At 35.8% G+C, this 15,679-nt stretch carries 14 protein-coding genes and 2 pseudogenes; 5 read left to right on the top strand and 11 right to left on the bottom strand.

The annotated features are described in order from the left end of the window. Nucleotides 1-274: 274 nt before the first annotated feature. The 4 genes from MHI02_RS04110 to MHI02_RS04095 form a co-directional block, all read right to left on the bottom strand. Nucleotides 275-934: a DUF6320 domain-containing protein gene (locus MHI02_RS04110; protein WP_204797923.1), complete on the bottom strand. Its 660-nt coding sequence runs from the start codon at nt 932-934 to the stop codon at nt 275-277. A 5-nt stretch (nt 935-939) separates the two neighbouring features. Further along, the gene (locus tag MHI02_RS04105) at nt 940-2,196 is read right to left on the bottom strand and encodes an acyltransferase (protein WP_257455642.1); all 1,257 of its coding nucleotides are present in this window, start codon (nt 2,194-2,196) and stop codon (nt 940-942) included. 138 nt (nt 2,197-2,334) lie between these two features. Beyond that, nucleotides 2,335-3,279 (bottom strand): alpha/beta hydrolase fold domain-containing protein, encoded by a 945-nt coding sequence (locus MHI02_RS04100; protein ID WP_255449135.1) that lies wholly within the window; start codon nt 3,277-3,279, stop codon nt 2,335-2,337. A 249-nt stretch (nt 3,280-3,528) separates the two neighbouring features. After that, nucleotides 3,529-3,777 carry an AbrB/MazE/SpoVT family DNA-binding domain-containing protein gene (locus MHI02_RS04095; RefSeq protein WP_052771731.1) on the bottom strand — a complete coding sequence of 83 codons (249 nt, stop codon included), beginning with the start codon at nt 3,775-3,777 and terminating at the stop codon, nt 3,529-3,531. 234 nt (nt 3,778-4,011) lie between these two features. Here MHI02_RS04095 and MHI02_RS04090 point away from each other — a divergent pair, with 234 nt between their 5' ends. Both MHI02_RS04090 and MHI02_RS04085 read left to right on the top strand, forming a co-directional pair. Beyond that, a complete protein-coding gene (locus MHI02_RS04090; protein ID WP_047185515.1) occupies nt 4,012-4,209 on the top strand; it encodes a hypothetical protein in 198 nt (65 codons plus the stop codon). Then, the gene (locus MHI02_RS04085; RefSeq protein ID WP_047185516.1) at nt 4,202-4,546 is read left to right on the top strand and encodes a type II toxin-antitoxin system PemK/MazF family toxin; all 345 of its coding nucleotides are present in this window, start codon (nt 4,202-4,204) and stop codon (nt 4,544-4,546) included. The genes MHI02_RS04090 and MHI02_RS04085 overlap by 8 nt, the downstream gene beginning before the upstream one ends. A 254-nt stretch (nt 4,547-4,800) precedes the next feature. Here MHI02_RS04085 and MHI02_RS04080 read toward each other — a convergent pair whose 3' ends face one another. Beyond that, nucleotides 4,801-5,058: a type II toxin-antitoxin system Phd/YefM family antitoxin gene (locus tag MHI02_RS04080; RefSeq protein WP_047185517.1), complete on the bottom strand. Its 258-nt coding sequence runs from the start codon at nt 5,056-5,058 to the stop codon at nt 4,801-4,803. Between the two features lie 264 nt (nt 5,059-5,322). Between MHI02_RS04080 and MHI02_RS04075 the strand changes: the two genes are divergently transcribed. Together MHI02_RS04075 and MHI02_RS04070 are read left to right on the top strand one after the other, a co-directional pair. Further along, nucleotides 5,323-6,696, top strand: coding sequence for a catalase (locus MHI02_RS04075; RefSeq protein ID WP_128715719.1), 1,374 nt, complete (start codon nt 5,323-5,325; stop codon nt 6,694-6,696). Nucleotides 6,697-6,912: 216 nt separating this feature from the next. After that, nucleotides 6,913-7,389 carry a DUF3231 family protein gene (locus MHI02_RS04070; protein ID WP_052771732.1) on the top strand — a complete coding sequence of 159 codons (477 nt, stop codon included), beginning with the start codon at nt 6,913-6,915 and terminating at the stop codon, nt 7,387-7,389. A gap of 194 nt (nt 7,390-7,583) precedes the next feature. Here the strand turns inward: MHI02_RS04070 and MHI02_RS04065 are convergent, their stop codons facing one another. The 6 genes and pseudogenes from MHI02_RS04065 to MHI02_RS04040 all read right to left on the bottom strand — a co-directional run bounded on the left by MHI02_RS04065 (nt 7,584) and on the right by MHI02_RS04040 (nt 14,130). Continuing rightward, entirely contained in the window at nt 7,584-8,492 is a 909-nt protein-coding gene (locus MHI02_RS04065; protein WP_083452610.1) for a DUF2268 domain-containing protein, read from the bottom strand. Between the two features lie 579 nt (nt 8,493-9,071). Beyond that, nucleotides 9,072-9,620, bottom strand: a complete 549-nt coding sequence (locus MHI02_RS04060) for a GNAT family N-acetyltransferase (protein WP_047185520.1) — start codon at nt 9,618-9,620, stop codon at nt 9,072-9,074. A 550-nt stretch (nt 9,621-10,170) separates the two neighbouring features. Further along, nucleotides 10,171-10,908, bottom strand: a pseudogene (locus tag MHI02_RS04055) (site-specific integrase); the annotation flags it as partial. A gap of 7 nt (nt 10,909-10,915) precedes the next feature. Further along, a pseudogene (locus tag MHI02_RS04050) lies at nt 10,916-11,791 on the bottom strand (cupin domain-containing protein); the annotation flags it as partial. A gap of 182 nt (nt 11,792-11,973) precedes the next feature. After that, nucleotides 11,974-12,564, bottom strand: a complete 591-nt coding sequence (locus MHI02_RS04045; protein WP_052771733.1) for a hypothetical protein — start codon at nt 12,562-12,564, stop codon at nt 11,974-11,976. Between the two features lie 33 nt (nt 12,565-12,597). Continuing rightward, complete coding sequence (locus MHI02_RS04040) at nt 12,598-14,130, bottom strand: multicopper oxidase family protein (protein ID WP_047185574.1); 1,533 nt, start codon at nt 14,128-14,130, stop codon at nt 12,598-12,600. A gap of 992 nt (nt 14,131-15,122) precedes the next feature. On the opposite strand from MHI02_RS04040, the gene MHI02_RS04035 reads away from it, so the two are divergent. Continuing rightward, entirely contained in the window at nt 15,123-15,344 is a 222-nt protein-coding gene (locus tag MHI02_RS04035) for a hypothetical protein (protein WP_047185521.1), read from the top strand. Nucleotides 15,345-15,679: the final 335 nt, after the last annotated feature.

Below are 15,679 nucleotides of genomic sequence, written 5' to 3'. Positions count from 1 at the left end.
AAATGGATGAAGGACTACCTTTAGATCCCTGTTATCTTTTTTTCATAAATTAAATATAATATATATCAGAAAATTTCAACATTCAAATCAAAGACACAAATTAAATGGTTGACTTCTATAATTATTTTTTATGCAACGCTAGTGACAAAAAAACGAATGTTGCTTTTTCTTAACCGATAGAGATACCAACAGGAGTCATCTAAAAAATAAAAGGCTGTAAACCTTATCAATAGGGTTTATAGCCTTTATTCATATTAATACTTACATTTCTTCATCAAAAATGAAACCTCCGCACAATTTCATTCTTCATCGTTTTTTCCGAAAATAAGATCATCCCAATTAGCGTTAGCAGAGCATATAAGGCAGTTGCAGCACTTGGCCATAACACCGTTGACCAGGAGCTTAGAAAAAGAATGACAGGAAGAAAGCCTAAAATAACCATTGTTGTCATATACCCGATGTACTCTCGCCATTTCATTGGTTTTCTTAGTACAATAATGGTTACAAATAATGTAGCAAGCGAAACGAGAAAAGGAATAACGTAATGGATCGACCATTTTGAACTTCCAGATGCCGCATCCAAGATAAAAAGCATAATAGAAAGTGCGATAACTTGAAAAATGACTTTAGAACCAGTGTGGGCTTTAGAGAGTATGGTATGATTAATCAATAATAACCCATATAGTACGGGACCTAGCACATACAAGAACCATAATTGATTCGGTTTAGTTAATAAATTGATTAATAGGCTTGTACTAATAGCGAAAATAGCAATAAACAAGACGAGCCGCTGAACAAAGCGACGCCGTTGAACTTTGGTTTCATAGGCAGGATAATACGCGTTATGTTCCAATCCCTCAGAAAGTTTGTGTTTACATAACGGACAATATGGTTGTTGTGTATAGATATCGCAATTTGAGCAATAATGTTGCATTGATTTCACCTGCTGTCATTGGAGTATACTTCTATCTCCAAATTAAATGTCTTGGAAAGCTCTCTAAAGAATGTACGGATAATATCCACTTCTTGTATCATTCTTGCAAATGTGATGACAAGTTCATCCCCCACCGCGATCATCCCTGCGTTAATCGGGCTTTTCTTTGTCGGGTAGAGAACCATTTCCATATGAGATATATGTGATTCCATGGAGTCTGGAAGTCGTACTTTCCCCATATTGGTCAAGGTCATCGCTTTAGTGCGCTCACTAAAACTCCTGTAACCATAACGAATGGCATGGTATTTAATTGGGAGCGGAACAAATCTCGCGGTCAGTTTGGTTTGCCATTTTACCCGATCGTTAATACTTTTCTGCAAGCTTTCCTTTTGTACCTTCTCACGTAATTGCTTCGATGTTTCTTCAATAATTTCTTCCAATGTCATCTTCTCCGTCACAGACATCCCTATATTGACAACACCAAAGAAATTGCGCAAGGTATTGGATGGGAAAAAACTCCGTAAGTTAACTGGGACGGCAATCTTTATCTCCTCTTTATATGCCCGATACCGTAATCTTTCTTTATAAATAGCTGCAATTAAAATGGCCGTGACAAAACCGGTGATGGTTGTTCCGTATTTTTTTGCAAGCTGGTGCACTTTGCTAGCGCTCATTTTTCCATGGACAGTAATAGTTTGATCGATGGAAGTGCCGCGAATCTGATAAGAAGACGTTTCTTTGAATTTCTCCGCTTTTTCATCTGTACCATAGTTTTGATAGCTATCGTCTCTTTCATAATAACTTGGCGGATTATGAATATCGATTAGTGTACTTTCATAAGCCACGTCTTCTCCGAGATAAGATAGATAATAATAAATAAGCGCTTTAATAAATTCCAAAGCACCTGTCCCATCTGTTACAGAATGGAAAAATTCCACAGCAATACGCTTTTTATAATAGGTAACACGTAATAAGAACCCATTTGTTTCTAACGGATCAATTGGTGCACATGGATATTGGCTTTCAAGCTGAACATAAAGCTTTTCATTATTTTCCACAAGAAAATCCCAGAAAACACCTTTACGAAGCTTTACGGCAAACAAAGGGAGGCGTTTGAGAACATCATCCAGCGCAAGTTGAAGTTTAGCTGGGTGTACTGTTTTCTTCATAATGGCAGCAACCCGGAAGACCGAAGAATTGGTTTGCTCCGATACAGCATGAAACAATTTCCCTGCATTATCAAGTTTGTACCATTCATCCATTGTTGAACACCTCAATACCTACTGTTTTTCTTGTACCCTATTTTACATCATATTTGCTCTCGATTCATAGTGAAGTCGTCCATTTTACATTAACCAATAGTACGACAATATTTTAAACGTACAAGAAATGTTATCCATTTACATTTGATTTATGATATTCACGATTTTCTTAGTCGCTTTTTTTGCCTCTGGAATTGGGTAAAGCACAAAGATATGATTCATTTTCGGATATTCAAAATAATTCACTCTAACTCCTTGTGAAATTGCAATATCTCTAAACTTCCTAGAATCGGGTAAAAAAACTTCATGCGTCCCAACGAATAAAGTAATTTCCCCCAATCCATTTAGCTTTCCGTTTATTGGACTGAGTAAATAATTATTTGGGTCAGTGTTCCCTGCATACGCCTTCCCCATTTGAATCAAACCATAGATTCCTAACATTGGGTCTTTATGCTCCAATCGATAAGCATCTGGATTTTTCATCGTAATATCAAGCCAAGGTGAAAATAAAATGATTTTTTTAGGTTGTGGTAGCCCTTTATCCAAAAGCAATTGTGCTAAGGCCAACGCAAATCCTCCGCCAGCAGAGTCACCCATCAAGATAACATTTTCCTTATCCGAGGTTTCTAAAATCGATTCGTATACTGGAAGAACTTTATCAAAAGACTCTTTATACTGATGGTTGGGTGCTTTCGGATAAATGGGAACGTATATCGTAACGTCGGTTCCCTTTGCTAACTTCCAAAGAAAATTCCAATGATATAGCGATGGTTGTTTAATATACCCTCCGCCATGCAAATAGAGGATGGATTTTCCCGAAGTCTTTTTTTCTTCATTAAAGATGTAACACTCCATTCCATCAAAATGCTGTTTTACCATGCCGAACTTTCTCTGAATATATTTTGGTAATACATAGGGTTTCTCATTTTCAATTTGTTTTTCTTTAAGAAATTTAGCGTATGATTTTTCATTGGTAAAGCTATCTTTATTACTGAATCGTTTGAGTAAACGTTCTGCAATCCAGCTTCGAATACTTCTCATTAGTTTCCTCCTGTTTAGGGTAGTACCATTTTTATAAAGTATTCTTAGGCGAAAATAAATATCCGTCTGTTGGTTGCTTTATACTCTATACTAGCAGGAATTGTTTAGTTTTGTACAAAAAGGCACACGGACACATCAAAAAAGGGATATTGCTTTTGGGCAATATCCCTTTTTGGTGTCTTCTTTGGTGGTATAAATTCCCCATCAACTTTTCATTATTTTCCCCATGTATATCCTCTAAATGTTCCAAATGATCCAATCCCCAACTTCACATGGATACTAATAATGGTTTCAATCCAGTTTGCAAAAAAACTCCTCATAAGGGTTTTCACCATCACATGGAGCCAACAAATCATCCAATGTTGGCTTTCCCTTTGGTTTTAACTCAAATCCATTTTTCGTATCACGAATTTCCAACTCTGTACCTTTTACAATTCCGTATTTATCCGCCAATCTAAAAGGTATACGAATACTAATGCTGTTGCCCCATTGTTGTGCAGTAACGGTTATATACCCCACTGTCTGTTTGTTTGTCCGCATCATAGCACCTCCAAATAAAATGTAGACTTAAGTTTATAATTTTCAAATGAATCGATACATATCTTTTGATTGGAAAAGAAGAACACTCTGTAATAATTTTAAGATTTGCTGCTTAATCCAGTCCGCAAACCAATGCGAATGTATTATTGTACAATTTTTTAAACAAACTCAATTATCAAAAGGAAATCAAAGTGATATAATAGAATAAAATATTCATGGAGGTGAACATACAACATGAATACAGCTAAAGAACGTTTACTGAAAATTATTGATGAAGCACCTGAAAATGAAGTTAGAAAAATATTAGACTTTGCAGAGCAAATAAAAAATAAGAATGAAATAAGCTTATTTAAGGATTTATCAAAAGCCAGCGAGAGTAGTTTGGACTTCTGGGATAACGATATAGATGATGAGGTTTGGAATAATGTATAAGCAAGGTGACATTGTATTAATACCGGTTCCATTTACTGATTTAACGAGTAGAAAACAACGTCCAGTCTTAATTATTTCAAACGATAGCTACAATAATTTTACAGAAGATATTATTGTAGTTGCTATTACTTCAAAGTTAAAAGACCTTGATTATTCAGTAATAATAGATTCAGCGGACTTAACAGAAGGAATTCTTAAAATAACCTCAAGCATCAGGGCAGATAAAGTGTACACACTCGCAAAGAATATAGTTGTAAAAAAGTTTGGTCAAGTTAAACCTGAAATTTTAGAGGATGTTCGTACAAAAATTAATGTTCTTATAAATAATCTTGAGTAAGGTTTCCATAAGGACCTGGGAACAAGCTGGCTTTTCATTGAAGGAAGTCATTTTTTCCCAAATTCCCTTCTGCTCTTTTTAGCCCTTCTTTATTATAATTCTCTCTCGTAAATGTGACCACACCGACAAATTTTTCATATGGCGGAGGATTTTGAAAAGGACTTTCTTTAATAACTTCAATTAGCTTATCAAATTTTTCATGAAGATTTGCCCCTTTCAGTTTGGGTAAATCTTTTTTTCATCCTTTTTTATCTTTATAGCGTATCCCAATCAATCTCACCCAAGTCCTCTGTCTCTTCATATTCAAAGTGTTTCATTCGATCAAGAACCCCAGTGCTTTGCAAATAAAGTGTTTCCTGTATAGCGTCCCAATCTCTTTTACTGACAAGAACAGCACCATCATCATTTTTTGTGCTAGTTATTTCAATCGGTGTATTATCATCATTCACTTGCTTAATCAATTGGTAAAGGTTTTTTCTTGCATTTGTTGGGTTGTACCTTAATACGACAATTCCCCTTTTCTTTTATAATTGATTACACTTCATATTATAGCGTAATGATTGATTTTTTTATAATATCGCCAGTAATGCCATCATATTCATGGTTTATCATCGTTTGTTCCAACTTTTATGCTCCAAAAATACAAAATACATATTATTACAGATGGCGCACCATTCTCTTTTTCAATCACCCTATTACTTTTGGCTAATAACGCATATTGAAACAAGCACCATTCATAACATATAATAATGTCAATTTTTCACAAGGAGGAAATAATGACCGATAACAAACAAAATCCTCAGCAAGAAAAGCGTATTCCTGTTCATCAACATAAACAATCGGATAATCCTGAACCATCCCATTCACAAACGGTTGGTAAGAACGGTCCCACACTGGAGCAAGATAATATTTTGCATGAAACACTTGAAACATTTATTCACGAGAAAATTGTGGAACGACCTGTACATGTGAAAGGATATGGTGCTTTCGGCCATTTCGAAACGTTGAATAGCATGAGTGAATACACAAAACTTCCCTTTCTTCAGCAGGCTGGGCAAACAGTTCCTGTCGCGGTTCGCTTTTCGCTTGGGACGGGCAATAAAGGCACTCCTGATACTTCGCGAAACTTACGTGGATTTTCAACGAAGTTCTATACAGATGCCGGAATTTTCGACCTTATTTGCAACCATATCCCGGTCTTTTTGTTGCGCGATCCTATGCGTTTTCCAGAGAGTATCAAAGCACTATCACCATCACCACGAAACAACTTAATGGACCCAGAACGGCTTTGGAGATTTGTCGCCAACACTCCAGAAACCACTCATTTTATCGTTCGCCTCTTTTCTGACCACGGCACAATCAAAAGCTTTCGGCGAATCCCCGGCCACAGCGTCAGTACGTACGTGTGGCGAAATTCGGAAGGAAAACGCCATTACATTAAATATCTTTGGTTTCCATTTGATGGTGTGGAATATATTACAAGCAAGGAGGCAGAAAGGCTGGCGGCGATCAACCCCGATTACGCCGGCGAAGATCTTTTCCAAACAATCGCGAATGGGAGAACGGTAGAATACGGGCTGTACGTACAAATGATGGATCCAAGGGATGAAGAACAGCTTCCATTCGATCCCCTTGATGACACAAAAGTGTGGGATGCAAAGATGTACCCTTTCCATCCTGTTGGGAAGATGGTGCTCAATCGCAATCCCGAAAACTATATGGAACAAGTGGAGAAGATTGCATTCTCACCTTCAAACTTATTAGATGGAGCGGAATTGTCCGATGATAAGATTATACAAGGACGGGCGAATGTATATTGGGATTCTCAACGTTATCGTATCGGTCCACAATTTCGCAAGGTTCCAGTGAATGCGCAAAAGCATTGGCGACCAGGCGATTTGCAGACAAGTGGAGAAGGCAGATATGTAGAAGGGAAACTCGTGCGTTCGGATATTGCAAAACAAGATGATTTTTCACAAGCAGGAGATTTCTATCGGTCATTATCGCAAACAGGGAAATCTAACCTTGTCTCGAATCTTGTCACCGCAATGACGGGAATAAGACGGGAACTACAGGTCAAGGTGATCGAGTATCTTACTTTTGCTTCCCGTGACCTCGGCGAACGTGTATTGGATGGATTGCGAGAGTAAATGAATTGCTAAAGCCCATAATCATCAAGATTATGGGCTCTTCCTAAGTTACGGTTTCTAAAGTTTAAGTCTTATAAAATTAAACTATTAAATTTATATATCAGCAATCTCCATTTGGATATCAGTATTCGTGCACTATATTTTAGGTGAAATAAATATCCACAAGCTACATCTATTTGATTGCTCTATTCATATAGTAGCAGGAATCGTTTAACTTTGTATAAAGAAGCTTCCATCAGGTTATCAAAGGGGTTGTATGTCAGAGCACCATACCTGCCCAATCTCGATGAAGTTGACTTTGTAAAAAAGCAAGATTTTTTTATGGGATATTTAGGTGGAAAAAGACCTTTAATAGGATCGGAAGTGGCTATCCTTCATGGTAACATCCAAATAAAAGCTTTTGGAACAGCTATTTTGATTGGATTTAGCCAAGTTGCCCAATCAAAGGATGTCACATCATTCCTTCTAAGATGTATAGAAGTTGGCAAAAAGTATATTGCATTATTTAGCGAAAAATTAAAGGAAAGTGATTTGCCTGTACCTTTGACATGGGATGCGGATATAACAAAAAGTACAGCATATACATTTTCTGATCAATTAATGATGTATTATGCAACTGATTTTTTTGCTTTTAGTATTGGGGTCCCATCAGGAAAATGTGGATTTACAACGATAAGGAAATTTCAATATTAAAAAAAACAACTTTTCCGCAAAATTTTAATGCATAATTCCAATTTTGGATACTTTTTTTAAAAAAGAGGTATCGGAAAATAGTGTGAAAAAAAGTTCAATCCCTAAACTAAAAAAACAAATAAAAGAGGATAGCACATAACTAGCATGTGTATCCTTTTTGTCCCCAATCGCGCCCTTTTGCAGAACTATGAGGGTTACTCAGAAAACAAGTCACATCCATGAATTATTTCATCAGTGGAAGCCAAAGTTGCTTCATAAATTGTCTTATTATACTTTTTCATATAGGACTGAACAACCTTATATCCTACTGCATAACCGGCACAAAAAGGAAGCCCAACAGGTTGATACCCTTCTTGTGCCGCAATTTCATCGCCAAACATATAACTGCTCACTTCGGCAAACCCTTTTACGTCAAGAGCTTCCCTAATAACATCGGTTGAATACTCTAATTCTTCTTTTTCCATGCTAGTAACCCAAGGTCCTAATTGTTCTGTTCCGTATAATTCTTTTGCAAATGACTCGGCTAAACCTTCTATAACAAGATAATCTCCTACTGTTACGTTACCATGATCCCAATCAAAATAAGAAAAGCGAATATTGTGATGAAATTCATGAGCAATAACTGCGGGAAGTTTCGGTAAGTTATATTCATTTGGATAGATATTCACAGTAATAAACCCGGGAACACCTCCGAACCCCGTATATCCTTTCTGTAGCTTTAGTTTATCAGGATTTGCAACATACAATCCAAACTTTATTTCATCAGCGTTTACTTTCAAACCCGACTTATTAGCGTTTTCTATACAGTTTTTAATGGTATTATCCGCTACTGTATAAGCGTTATTTTCTTTTAGGATTGATAACCCCTGTTGGATTTGTTTACCGTTGGAAATATCTGCATAACCAAGCATTTTTGTAGCCATTATAACATCATAGCCATTTTCTTGTTTTGCTTTTATAGGAACATTGATTAAATTCCACATTTCCTTAAATGGCTCCATCATTGTATAACGAAAGTAATTTTTTCTTTCTTCCAAATCCGTAATCGCAAGTAATTCTTCGTATTGTTCCACTGTATCGATTACCTTATAAGTCATACCCATTTTAATCACCTTTTTAGCAAATATTTAACATTATAATCTTGAAACAACTTTATATTAGGTCTAAATGAAATAATATATTTTCTATCTCAGCAATTATTTGTGTTAAGTCATTTTTAATTAATCCTAATGAAGGTTGTCGGTCTTTTAAATCTTTAAGTTTATAACCTGTAATCTTCGCGGCAAGTATTTGTGTAATTTTTTCTAAGTCTAATTTGGATAAAACTAACTGGCCGTTGGCATTCTTCCTTGGTTTTAATAAATCCAAATTAGAATAGTAGGTATAGAGCGTTCAGTAAGTCCAGTTCTTTTGCAAACGTCCACCGTTGTAAACAGTGTAATTCACCTCCATATTTCAAGACTAAGGTATTACGCTACGTTAGAGTCAAGTAAAATTATAAGCATCGATGCAACTACAAATAAAAACCGAAGTCAATTAGATAATTAATTAATCATGTCTAACTCTTACCTAATTTAGTTCAAAAATTTCCCTGCCAAAATTCAAATAAAAAACAAAATTCCCTGCCAAATTTTTTTCTTGGTAGGGAACTATATCATTGCAACTAACATACTCTATTCACATTAAGGTTTAGCTCCTGCAAAATACTCTCTCTCCAAAATAGAAAAATAGTATTGATCAACCCATTTATTTTGCCAAAAAAGCTCTTCCTTAAAAATGGCCTCTTTTCTCATACCGATATTTTCCATCAAAACCGCAGAGCGTGTATTATTTGCATTGCACATTCCAAATACTTTATGGGCGCATAGTTTTTCAAAAGCAAATTTCAATAACACTTTCGCCGCTTCGCTCCCGTAACCTTTACCTCCATTTTCAGGAAGTATTGCAAAGCCAATTTCCCAGCTTTTTCTATGTTCACTATCGTTCCATAATTGCGCTAGACCAATAGGTTTTTTATTTTTATCTGTTGCAATCGTAACGATAAAATCATAACTTATCCGATTTTCCTTTTCTTCAATTTTTTGAATATATTCTTCACGTACAACGTCTTTATCCGATTCTACATACTCCTCAAAGTACCATAAATTTTCATCAGTCTCTATCCTACAAATAAAATCTAAATCATTGGCTGATGCCATTGTTAGCAATAATTTTTCACCAGAAAGCTTCATAATATTCACCCTTTGTTAAACTTGTAATCCTTTTTTGTAAAATATTTTAAATTACCTTTTTAGAACGCTTTATCCCAGAAATTTTGTTATCCAACTACCTTTAAGAAGTAACATCAATCCATAGAGTATTTTTTGGACAAAAAACCTTTTGAATTGGGCTTTTAATCTCTTATTTTAACATACATTAAAATTAATTCTAATTCCTCACGATAATCCAGATACAAAAAAATAATCCCTACCCAAAATAAGATGGTAGAATTTTTGATAGGGAACCATATCATTATCCATTTTTTTGTACGTTTAAGGCTAAGATAAACACTGGCAAATAAGGCGTTCTCTCTTCAAATCAAGTTAGCTAGTTTATTCCCTACCAAAATTCAACGATAAAAAAAATTCCCTACCAAAATTTTTTCTTGGTAGGGTTTTTGGTAGGGAACTATATCATTTTTTATACATTTTCTTCATTTTTGAGTAGGATAAATGCTGTTAAATCAGCGTTCTCTCTTCAAATCAAGTTAGCCTCTTATTCCCACTCAATCGTAGCAAGTCATTAAGAATCATTGCTATTACAGCTTTCATTTAGGTTATTTTCACTTTTGGCAGGGTTTTGGTAGGGAATCAAATCCCCTTTAACATTTTGATTACCATTAAAATTAATCATAGTTTTTTTGGCAGGGACAAATTTAACATTCCCTGTCATTTGTTTAGCAATCGGTTCATCGTTCCTACTCCACAAATGTGCATAATGTTTCAATGTTATTTCAGGTGAACTATGTCCTAACCTTTTTGAAACAACAAGAATATCGGCATTAAACTCATTAATTAAGTAACTAACGTGAGAATGTCTTAAACCCTTGGCTTGTATCTTTGGAACCTTTGCAACTTTAGCATATCTTGCTATAATTCTTGGAATCGTTGACCTGTAAACGGGTAAACCTGTATAACTTAATATAAAATCTTCTATTCCATGATCAGATTGAACCCGTTTCCATTTTTTTAATATACTCAAACTATCATCATCTAAAGTTATTGTTCGCATTCCATCTTCTGTTTTAGTATATGGCTTTCTCTTATAGTCTTTTTGTGATTTCATTTGTAAAGTATGATGAACTCGTAACTTCTTTTTTTTGAAATCAACATCATTCCAATAGAGAGCTAGCCCTTCACTTACACGAACTCCTGTCATATAATATAGCCAAATAGCGACAAAACACATATGCTCATAAAAATTATGCGTATAAATTACCGAAATAACTTTTTCGAATTCCTCTTTTGTCCAATAAGCAACAAGACTTGGTAAGGTAATACTGCCACTCGTCGTTATTAGGATGCCAATGAAGTTCTCTCATTCCACCCGGCTCAATCTCAACGAGTGCTGCTGCGATTGTTTTTGAAATAGGGAAGTTAGAAGAGTCCACAATTCGTACGCTTCCACCAGGCGTTTTGATTGGTATTTGTTTCAACAGCTCGTGCTTGAATGTTAAAGGAACTTCTCCATAAGGTGACTGGACTTCTTGACTTTCCAGAGAACCGGGTACCTTTCCCTGGTAGATATAAACCTGATCTGATGGAATGGAATTAAAGGCACTCTCTGGTACACCGAAATTGGCTGACAGGACATATTTTGGCGTATGTGCAAACCAATCAGAGATGGATAAGGTGTTAAGATCGGAAAAGTTTCCGTTATCGAAAACAAGTAGAAATTCGCAATGTTCCAACCCTTGAATCGAATGTGGTATTCCAGGGGGGAAGTACCAAAGATCGCCTGGGCCGACGTCGGCAATGAAATTTCGTCCTTCTTGGTCAACCGAGGTTATGCGTGCCCGTCCTAGCAGCATATAAGCCCATTCTGCTTCTTGATGCCAATGGAGTTCACGTACTCCGCCGGCCGTTAAGCTCATATTTACTCCCGCGATAGTGGTCGCTATCGGAAGTTCCCTGGCGGTGACCTCCCGGGACCATCCCCCGTTATTTAATGTCATAGAGGTGTCCGAGAATGAGAATTTCAAGTTAGGAAGCAAGCCTGCATCTGTAATAGGTGGGACGAGCATATTCGGATTTTGAAGATCCCGCATTATATTACGCGGGCCGGAGTCAATCGCTCCAGCTCCATCACTTCGGATAGGTTGCGGCACCTTTCCCTCCACTTGATTAATAGTGCGCTTCTCCATAAAAAACCACCTCTTTTATGAGATTATACAGGAATAGAAAAATCCTTGTTCGTGGTGTATGACTTGGGCTATGTTACTGTGCCTATCGATATAAGAACCTACTTCTTACGTCTTTTTGGCTGTTGATATATGCTAAAACAATTCACTTAAACAATTAAAACAAACATTTGTATTATTCAATTTTAATGGTGATTATGCTCATCCATTTGATTTTCAACAGGATGATCATTATTCTGCTTTCTAACAGAGTTACCATCATAAAAAGTTGTGATCAATACACTAACTGTTAAAATAACCATTATGAAAATTGACATGTATTTATTAATAAAAGTGGGAGCTTTATCACTACTTTCCCTTAAAATATTACTAATTAGAAGAAAGATCAAAGACACAACAATGATATATAGGACATCCATAAATGCTAACATTATTTTAAAGTTCCCTGAAGGTAACATTTCTCCCAGCATTGCCCCCATCATGCTACCCATTAGTGCAGCTGCCATTCCTTCAATTGTTACAAGCAAGCCCAACCGTTTACCTAAAAAAAACCCTACAATCAAACTTAAAATCATTGCAAGAATCGTTGAAGAAGTTAAATCATTTTTATAAACAATTCCTGCGATTAATCCAATAACCAGACTTGACATCATTCCTAATGACATTACAATTGTCATGCCTGTCATGTCAGTTAATTTATCTGAATTGGAAGGTATTTTGTAAATTAAACAAGTAGTATAACCTAATACTATTAATATACTTAAAATTAATAACATCCACTAACCCCCTTATTGACAGAGCACAGTCTTTTATCGAATAACCATAAACGGTCGCATCATTTCATAATCCTCATGTTCCAATATATGACAGTGCCATACATACAACCCTGTAAAAGGACCAAATTTCATGATAATTCGGGTTACCTGTTTTGGGTTAGCTCTTACTGTATCCTTTCCTCCTCGTTCTTGAGGTTCGGGAGGCGTCGCCGGGCTCGTATAATGGATAATTCCCTCCTTATTGTACTTATCTACATCAAAATCTCTCCGATCTAATATTTGAAAATCAATTAAGTGAATGTGAATAGGATGTGAATCGTCCGTTAAGTTAATAAGACACCATATTTCGGTTGATCCCAATTTTGGATTTTCTGTTATGGGGGCATCCCACTGTTTATTATCCAATAGCATGAATTCACGACCGTATTTATCCATATTGTCATTTAAAGTTAGGTATCTTACCCTTGAAGCCGACTGTTCATTTAGTTGGGGTAAGGACATCATATTAGCCGGGATAACACTCGTATCCACACTAGACAAGGGAAGAGTTACACTAAACTGCATCACTGTACCTGTATTTTCATCTACTGGATCTCCGGTTGGAAAGGGAGCGGGCGCATCGTTTGTCATAATAATAGATTTACCCTCAAGATTGGTAAAATCAATAATTACATCTGCTCGTTCTGCTGGAGATAACATGATTTCTTTTACACCTATCGGGTACTGCATTAATCCTCCATCCGTCGCAATTTGATACATAAGTTGACCTGAATCAAGCTTCATCCTAAAGAAACGCGTGTTGGATGCGTTTAGCAGCCTAAATCGATATTTGCGTGGTTCCACTTTTAAATAGGGGTGTACTTTGCCATTCACCAAAATGGTATCCCCGACAAATTCGGGAATGATCGACGTTTCTAATTCCGGGATTGGTTGATCTGGCTGCTTCGGGTAATAGAGAGAACCATCCTTATTAAAAGTCTTGTCTTGTAGCATAAGAGGGATATCATATTTCCCACTTGGTAAATTCAGGTATCGCTCCTGTTGATCTCTGATTAGATAGAAACCTGCCAATCCAGCATAAATATTAAGCCTAGTGATACCAAGCGCATGGTCATGATACCAGAGGGTGCAAGCATGATTGCAATTATCATATCGATATACTTGCTTTCTAAAATAACTGCCGACTTGTTTAAATCCGTTTGTAAACCAAGCCTCTGGGTAACCATCGCTTTCTGATTCAACACACGCACCGTGGACATGTACCACTGTTCTTACATCAGGAACGTCCCGATAGGCGCCATGAACCGTATAATCGATTGGAAAAAGATGCTTATCCGGAAGATTGTTGATCCATTTAATAAACACGATTTCTCCGCTTTCTACTTCAATGGTAGGTCCCGGATAGCTTCCTTCGTACCCCCAAACCGTTGTATCATTTAACTCACTATGGAGTGATTGCTTGAATTCAGTCATATTTACTTCATAATAAGTATAAAACTGATCTTTCCATAGAGGTTTTAAAACAGGTGGAATGGGAAGTTCATCTACAAATTTAGTGAGGTTGATTTTTTGGGGATTTGTTTCATTACAGCCACATTGGTTGTTAGGTGTGCATTTACATTGATCCCCACATTTACAATTTGGATTATTACAGTATGGGTTGGTACAGGGTTTGGAACCGTTATGCATATTATGTGAATTTGCTTCCGTACTGTCACATTTGTTTTCAGAAGTGCATTTACACTGATCTCCACATTTACAATTTGGATTATTACAGTGTGGGTTGGTACAGGGTTTGGAAAAGTTGTGCGAATTATGTGAAATACCATCATTAATATTCATTCAGATTCCCCCATTTTCTTAATTTGCCGATTAAGAACTAAGCACTTTAGATCACATAGATTAATAAAGTGGCGACCAAAAAGCAAGATTTTTATCACTCACTTATCAAGTAATTAAAGAAGCAGATATTCATTAACAAATGCAACATTAATATATGGACCTTCGAAGCAATCTTAACTGACCCTTTGTTCTATAAATGATATGTATAAATATAAATATAATTCCCTTTTCCATTTTCCAAATACAGTTGTAAACTTCTGAATTAAATGAAATAAAAAAAGACCGATTTAGGTGTCGATCTCTTTGTAGCAACAGTTAATTTAAGAAGAATGTATTTTCAATTTCTCATAAAACTTTTTAGGGTTATCGATATTGTTTTCATAATATTTCGCTTGTTACTTAAACATATTAGTGATTATTGATATTTCATAGTCGATATAGTGCAACATAAATAGTGAAGTAGCCCAAATTACAAGGGGGGGCTCCAAGATATTTATTCAGAATTCAATCCCGATTTAAGCGAACTTGGCAAATTTATTTTTGAAATTACTCGTATTCCTATACATCTCCAGCTTATGCTTTAAATCTGGATAAGGAAGAGTGTGTAACGTTTAGACTTTTTATATTTATTTGTCGTCAGGTAATTCAACACGTCATTTAAAAATAAATAATGCATAAAATAATATGAACATTATTTTGCATAGGAGGCTAGAATTTTGAAATTAAATGATAAAAATTTGGAACATAATGATTCAAATCACGAAACCGATGCTCAATTAGATGAGCTTATTGAAATTGGTAAGAATATGATTTCTATTTCCGCGGATGTATTATTGCATTCTCTTGAAGAGTCTCAAAAAAGAAATGAAATAAACAAGATGCAGAAACAGATTAACTATTTAAAGACTGAACTTGAAAAATTAAGAAAAAAGAATTAGAGAATTATTATTTTACCTAGGATAAGCTATTTTTCTTTACGCTTAGCATCTTTTTAGGTGCATTACGACAACCATGGGTATACAATACAAGAATTTAATCCCTATTACCATCACCATAATTATTAAATTTGATAGAGCATCGTTATGACGTGGGTTACTTCCCACGTCTCTTTTTATACAGTTTGTGTCAAATGCGACATAAAAACTCCCATTTTTTAGGAACTTTCTAGCCTTTACCAGAGAGATGTAGCCACCCTCCATTTAAGCTAGAAACATTTCACACAACTAAACTGCCATTTAGTTTAAGTACAATGTTTCACAAATTAATATTACCA

Source organism: Oceanobacillus sp. FSL K6-0118, from assembly GCF_038006665.1.
In the GTDB taxonomy this organism is placed as follows: domain Bacteria; phylum Bacillota; class Bacilli; order Bacillales; family Amphibacillaceae; genus Oceanobacillus; species Oceanobacillus caeni.
This window is presented reverse-complemented; position numbering and strand designations above follow the sequence as displayed.

Excerpts from the sequence above, each read along its gene's own strand:
- MHI02_RS04110 (WP_204797923.1), bottom strand. The coding sequence starts at position 934 with ATGCAACATTATTGCTCAAATTGCGATATCTATACACAACAACCATAT.
- MHI02_RS04060 (WP_047185520.1), bottom strand. The coding sequence starts at position 9,620 with ATGAAGCTTTCTGGTGAAAAATTATTGCTAACAATGGCATCAGCCAAT.
- MHI02_RS04075 (WP_128715719.1), top strand. The coding sequence starts at position 5,323 with ATGACCGATAACAAACAAAATCCTCAGCAAGAAAAGCGTATTCCTGTT.
- MHI02_RS04095 (WP_052771731.1), bottom strand. The coding sequence starts at position 3,777 with ATGCGGACAAACAAACAGACAGTGGGGTATATAACCGTTACTGCACAA.
- MHI02_RS04105 (WP_257455642.1), bottom strand. The coding sequence starts at position 2,196 with ATGGATGAATGGTACAAACTTGATAATGCAGGGAAATTGTTTCATGCT.
- MHI02_RS04090 (WP_047185515.1), top strand. The coding sequence starts at position 4,012 with ATGAATACAGCTAAAGAACGTTTACTGAAAATTATTGATGAAGCACCT.
- MHI02_RS04065 (WP_083452610.1), bottom strand. The coding sequence starts at position 8,492 with ATGGGTATGACTTATAAGGTAATCGATACAGTGGAACAATACGAAGAA.
- MHI02_RS04045 (WP_052771733.1), bottom strand. The coding sequence starts at position 12,564 with ATGTTATTAATTTTAAGTATATTAATAGTATTAGGTTATACTACTTGT.
- MHI02_RS04085 (WP_047185516.1), top strand. The coding sequence starts at position 4,202 with ATGTATAAGCAAGGTGACATTGTATTAATACCGGTTCCATTTACTGAT.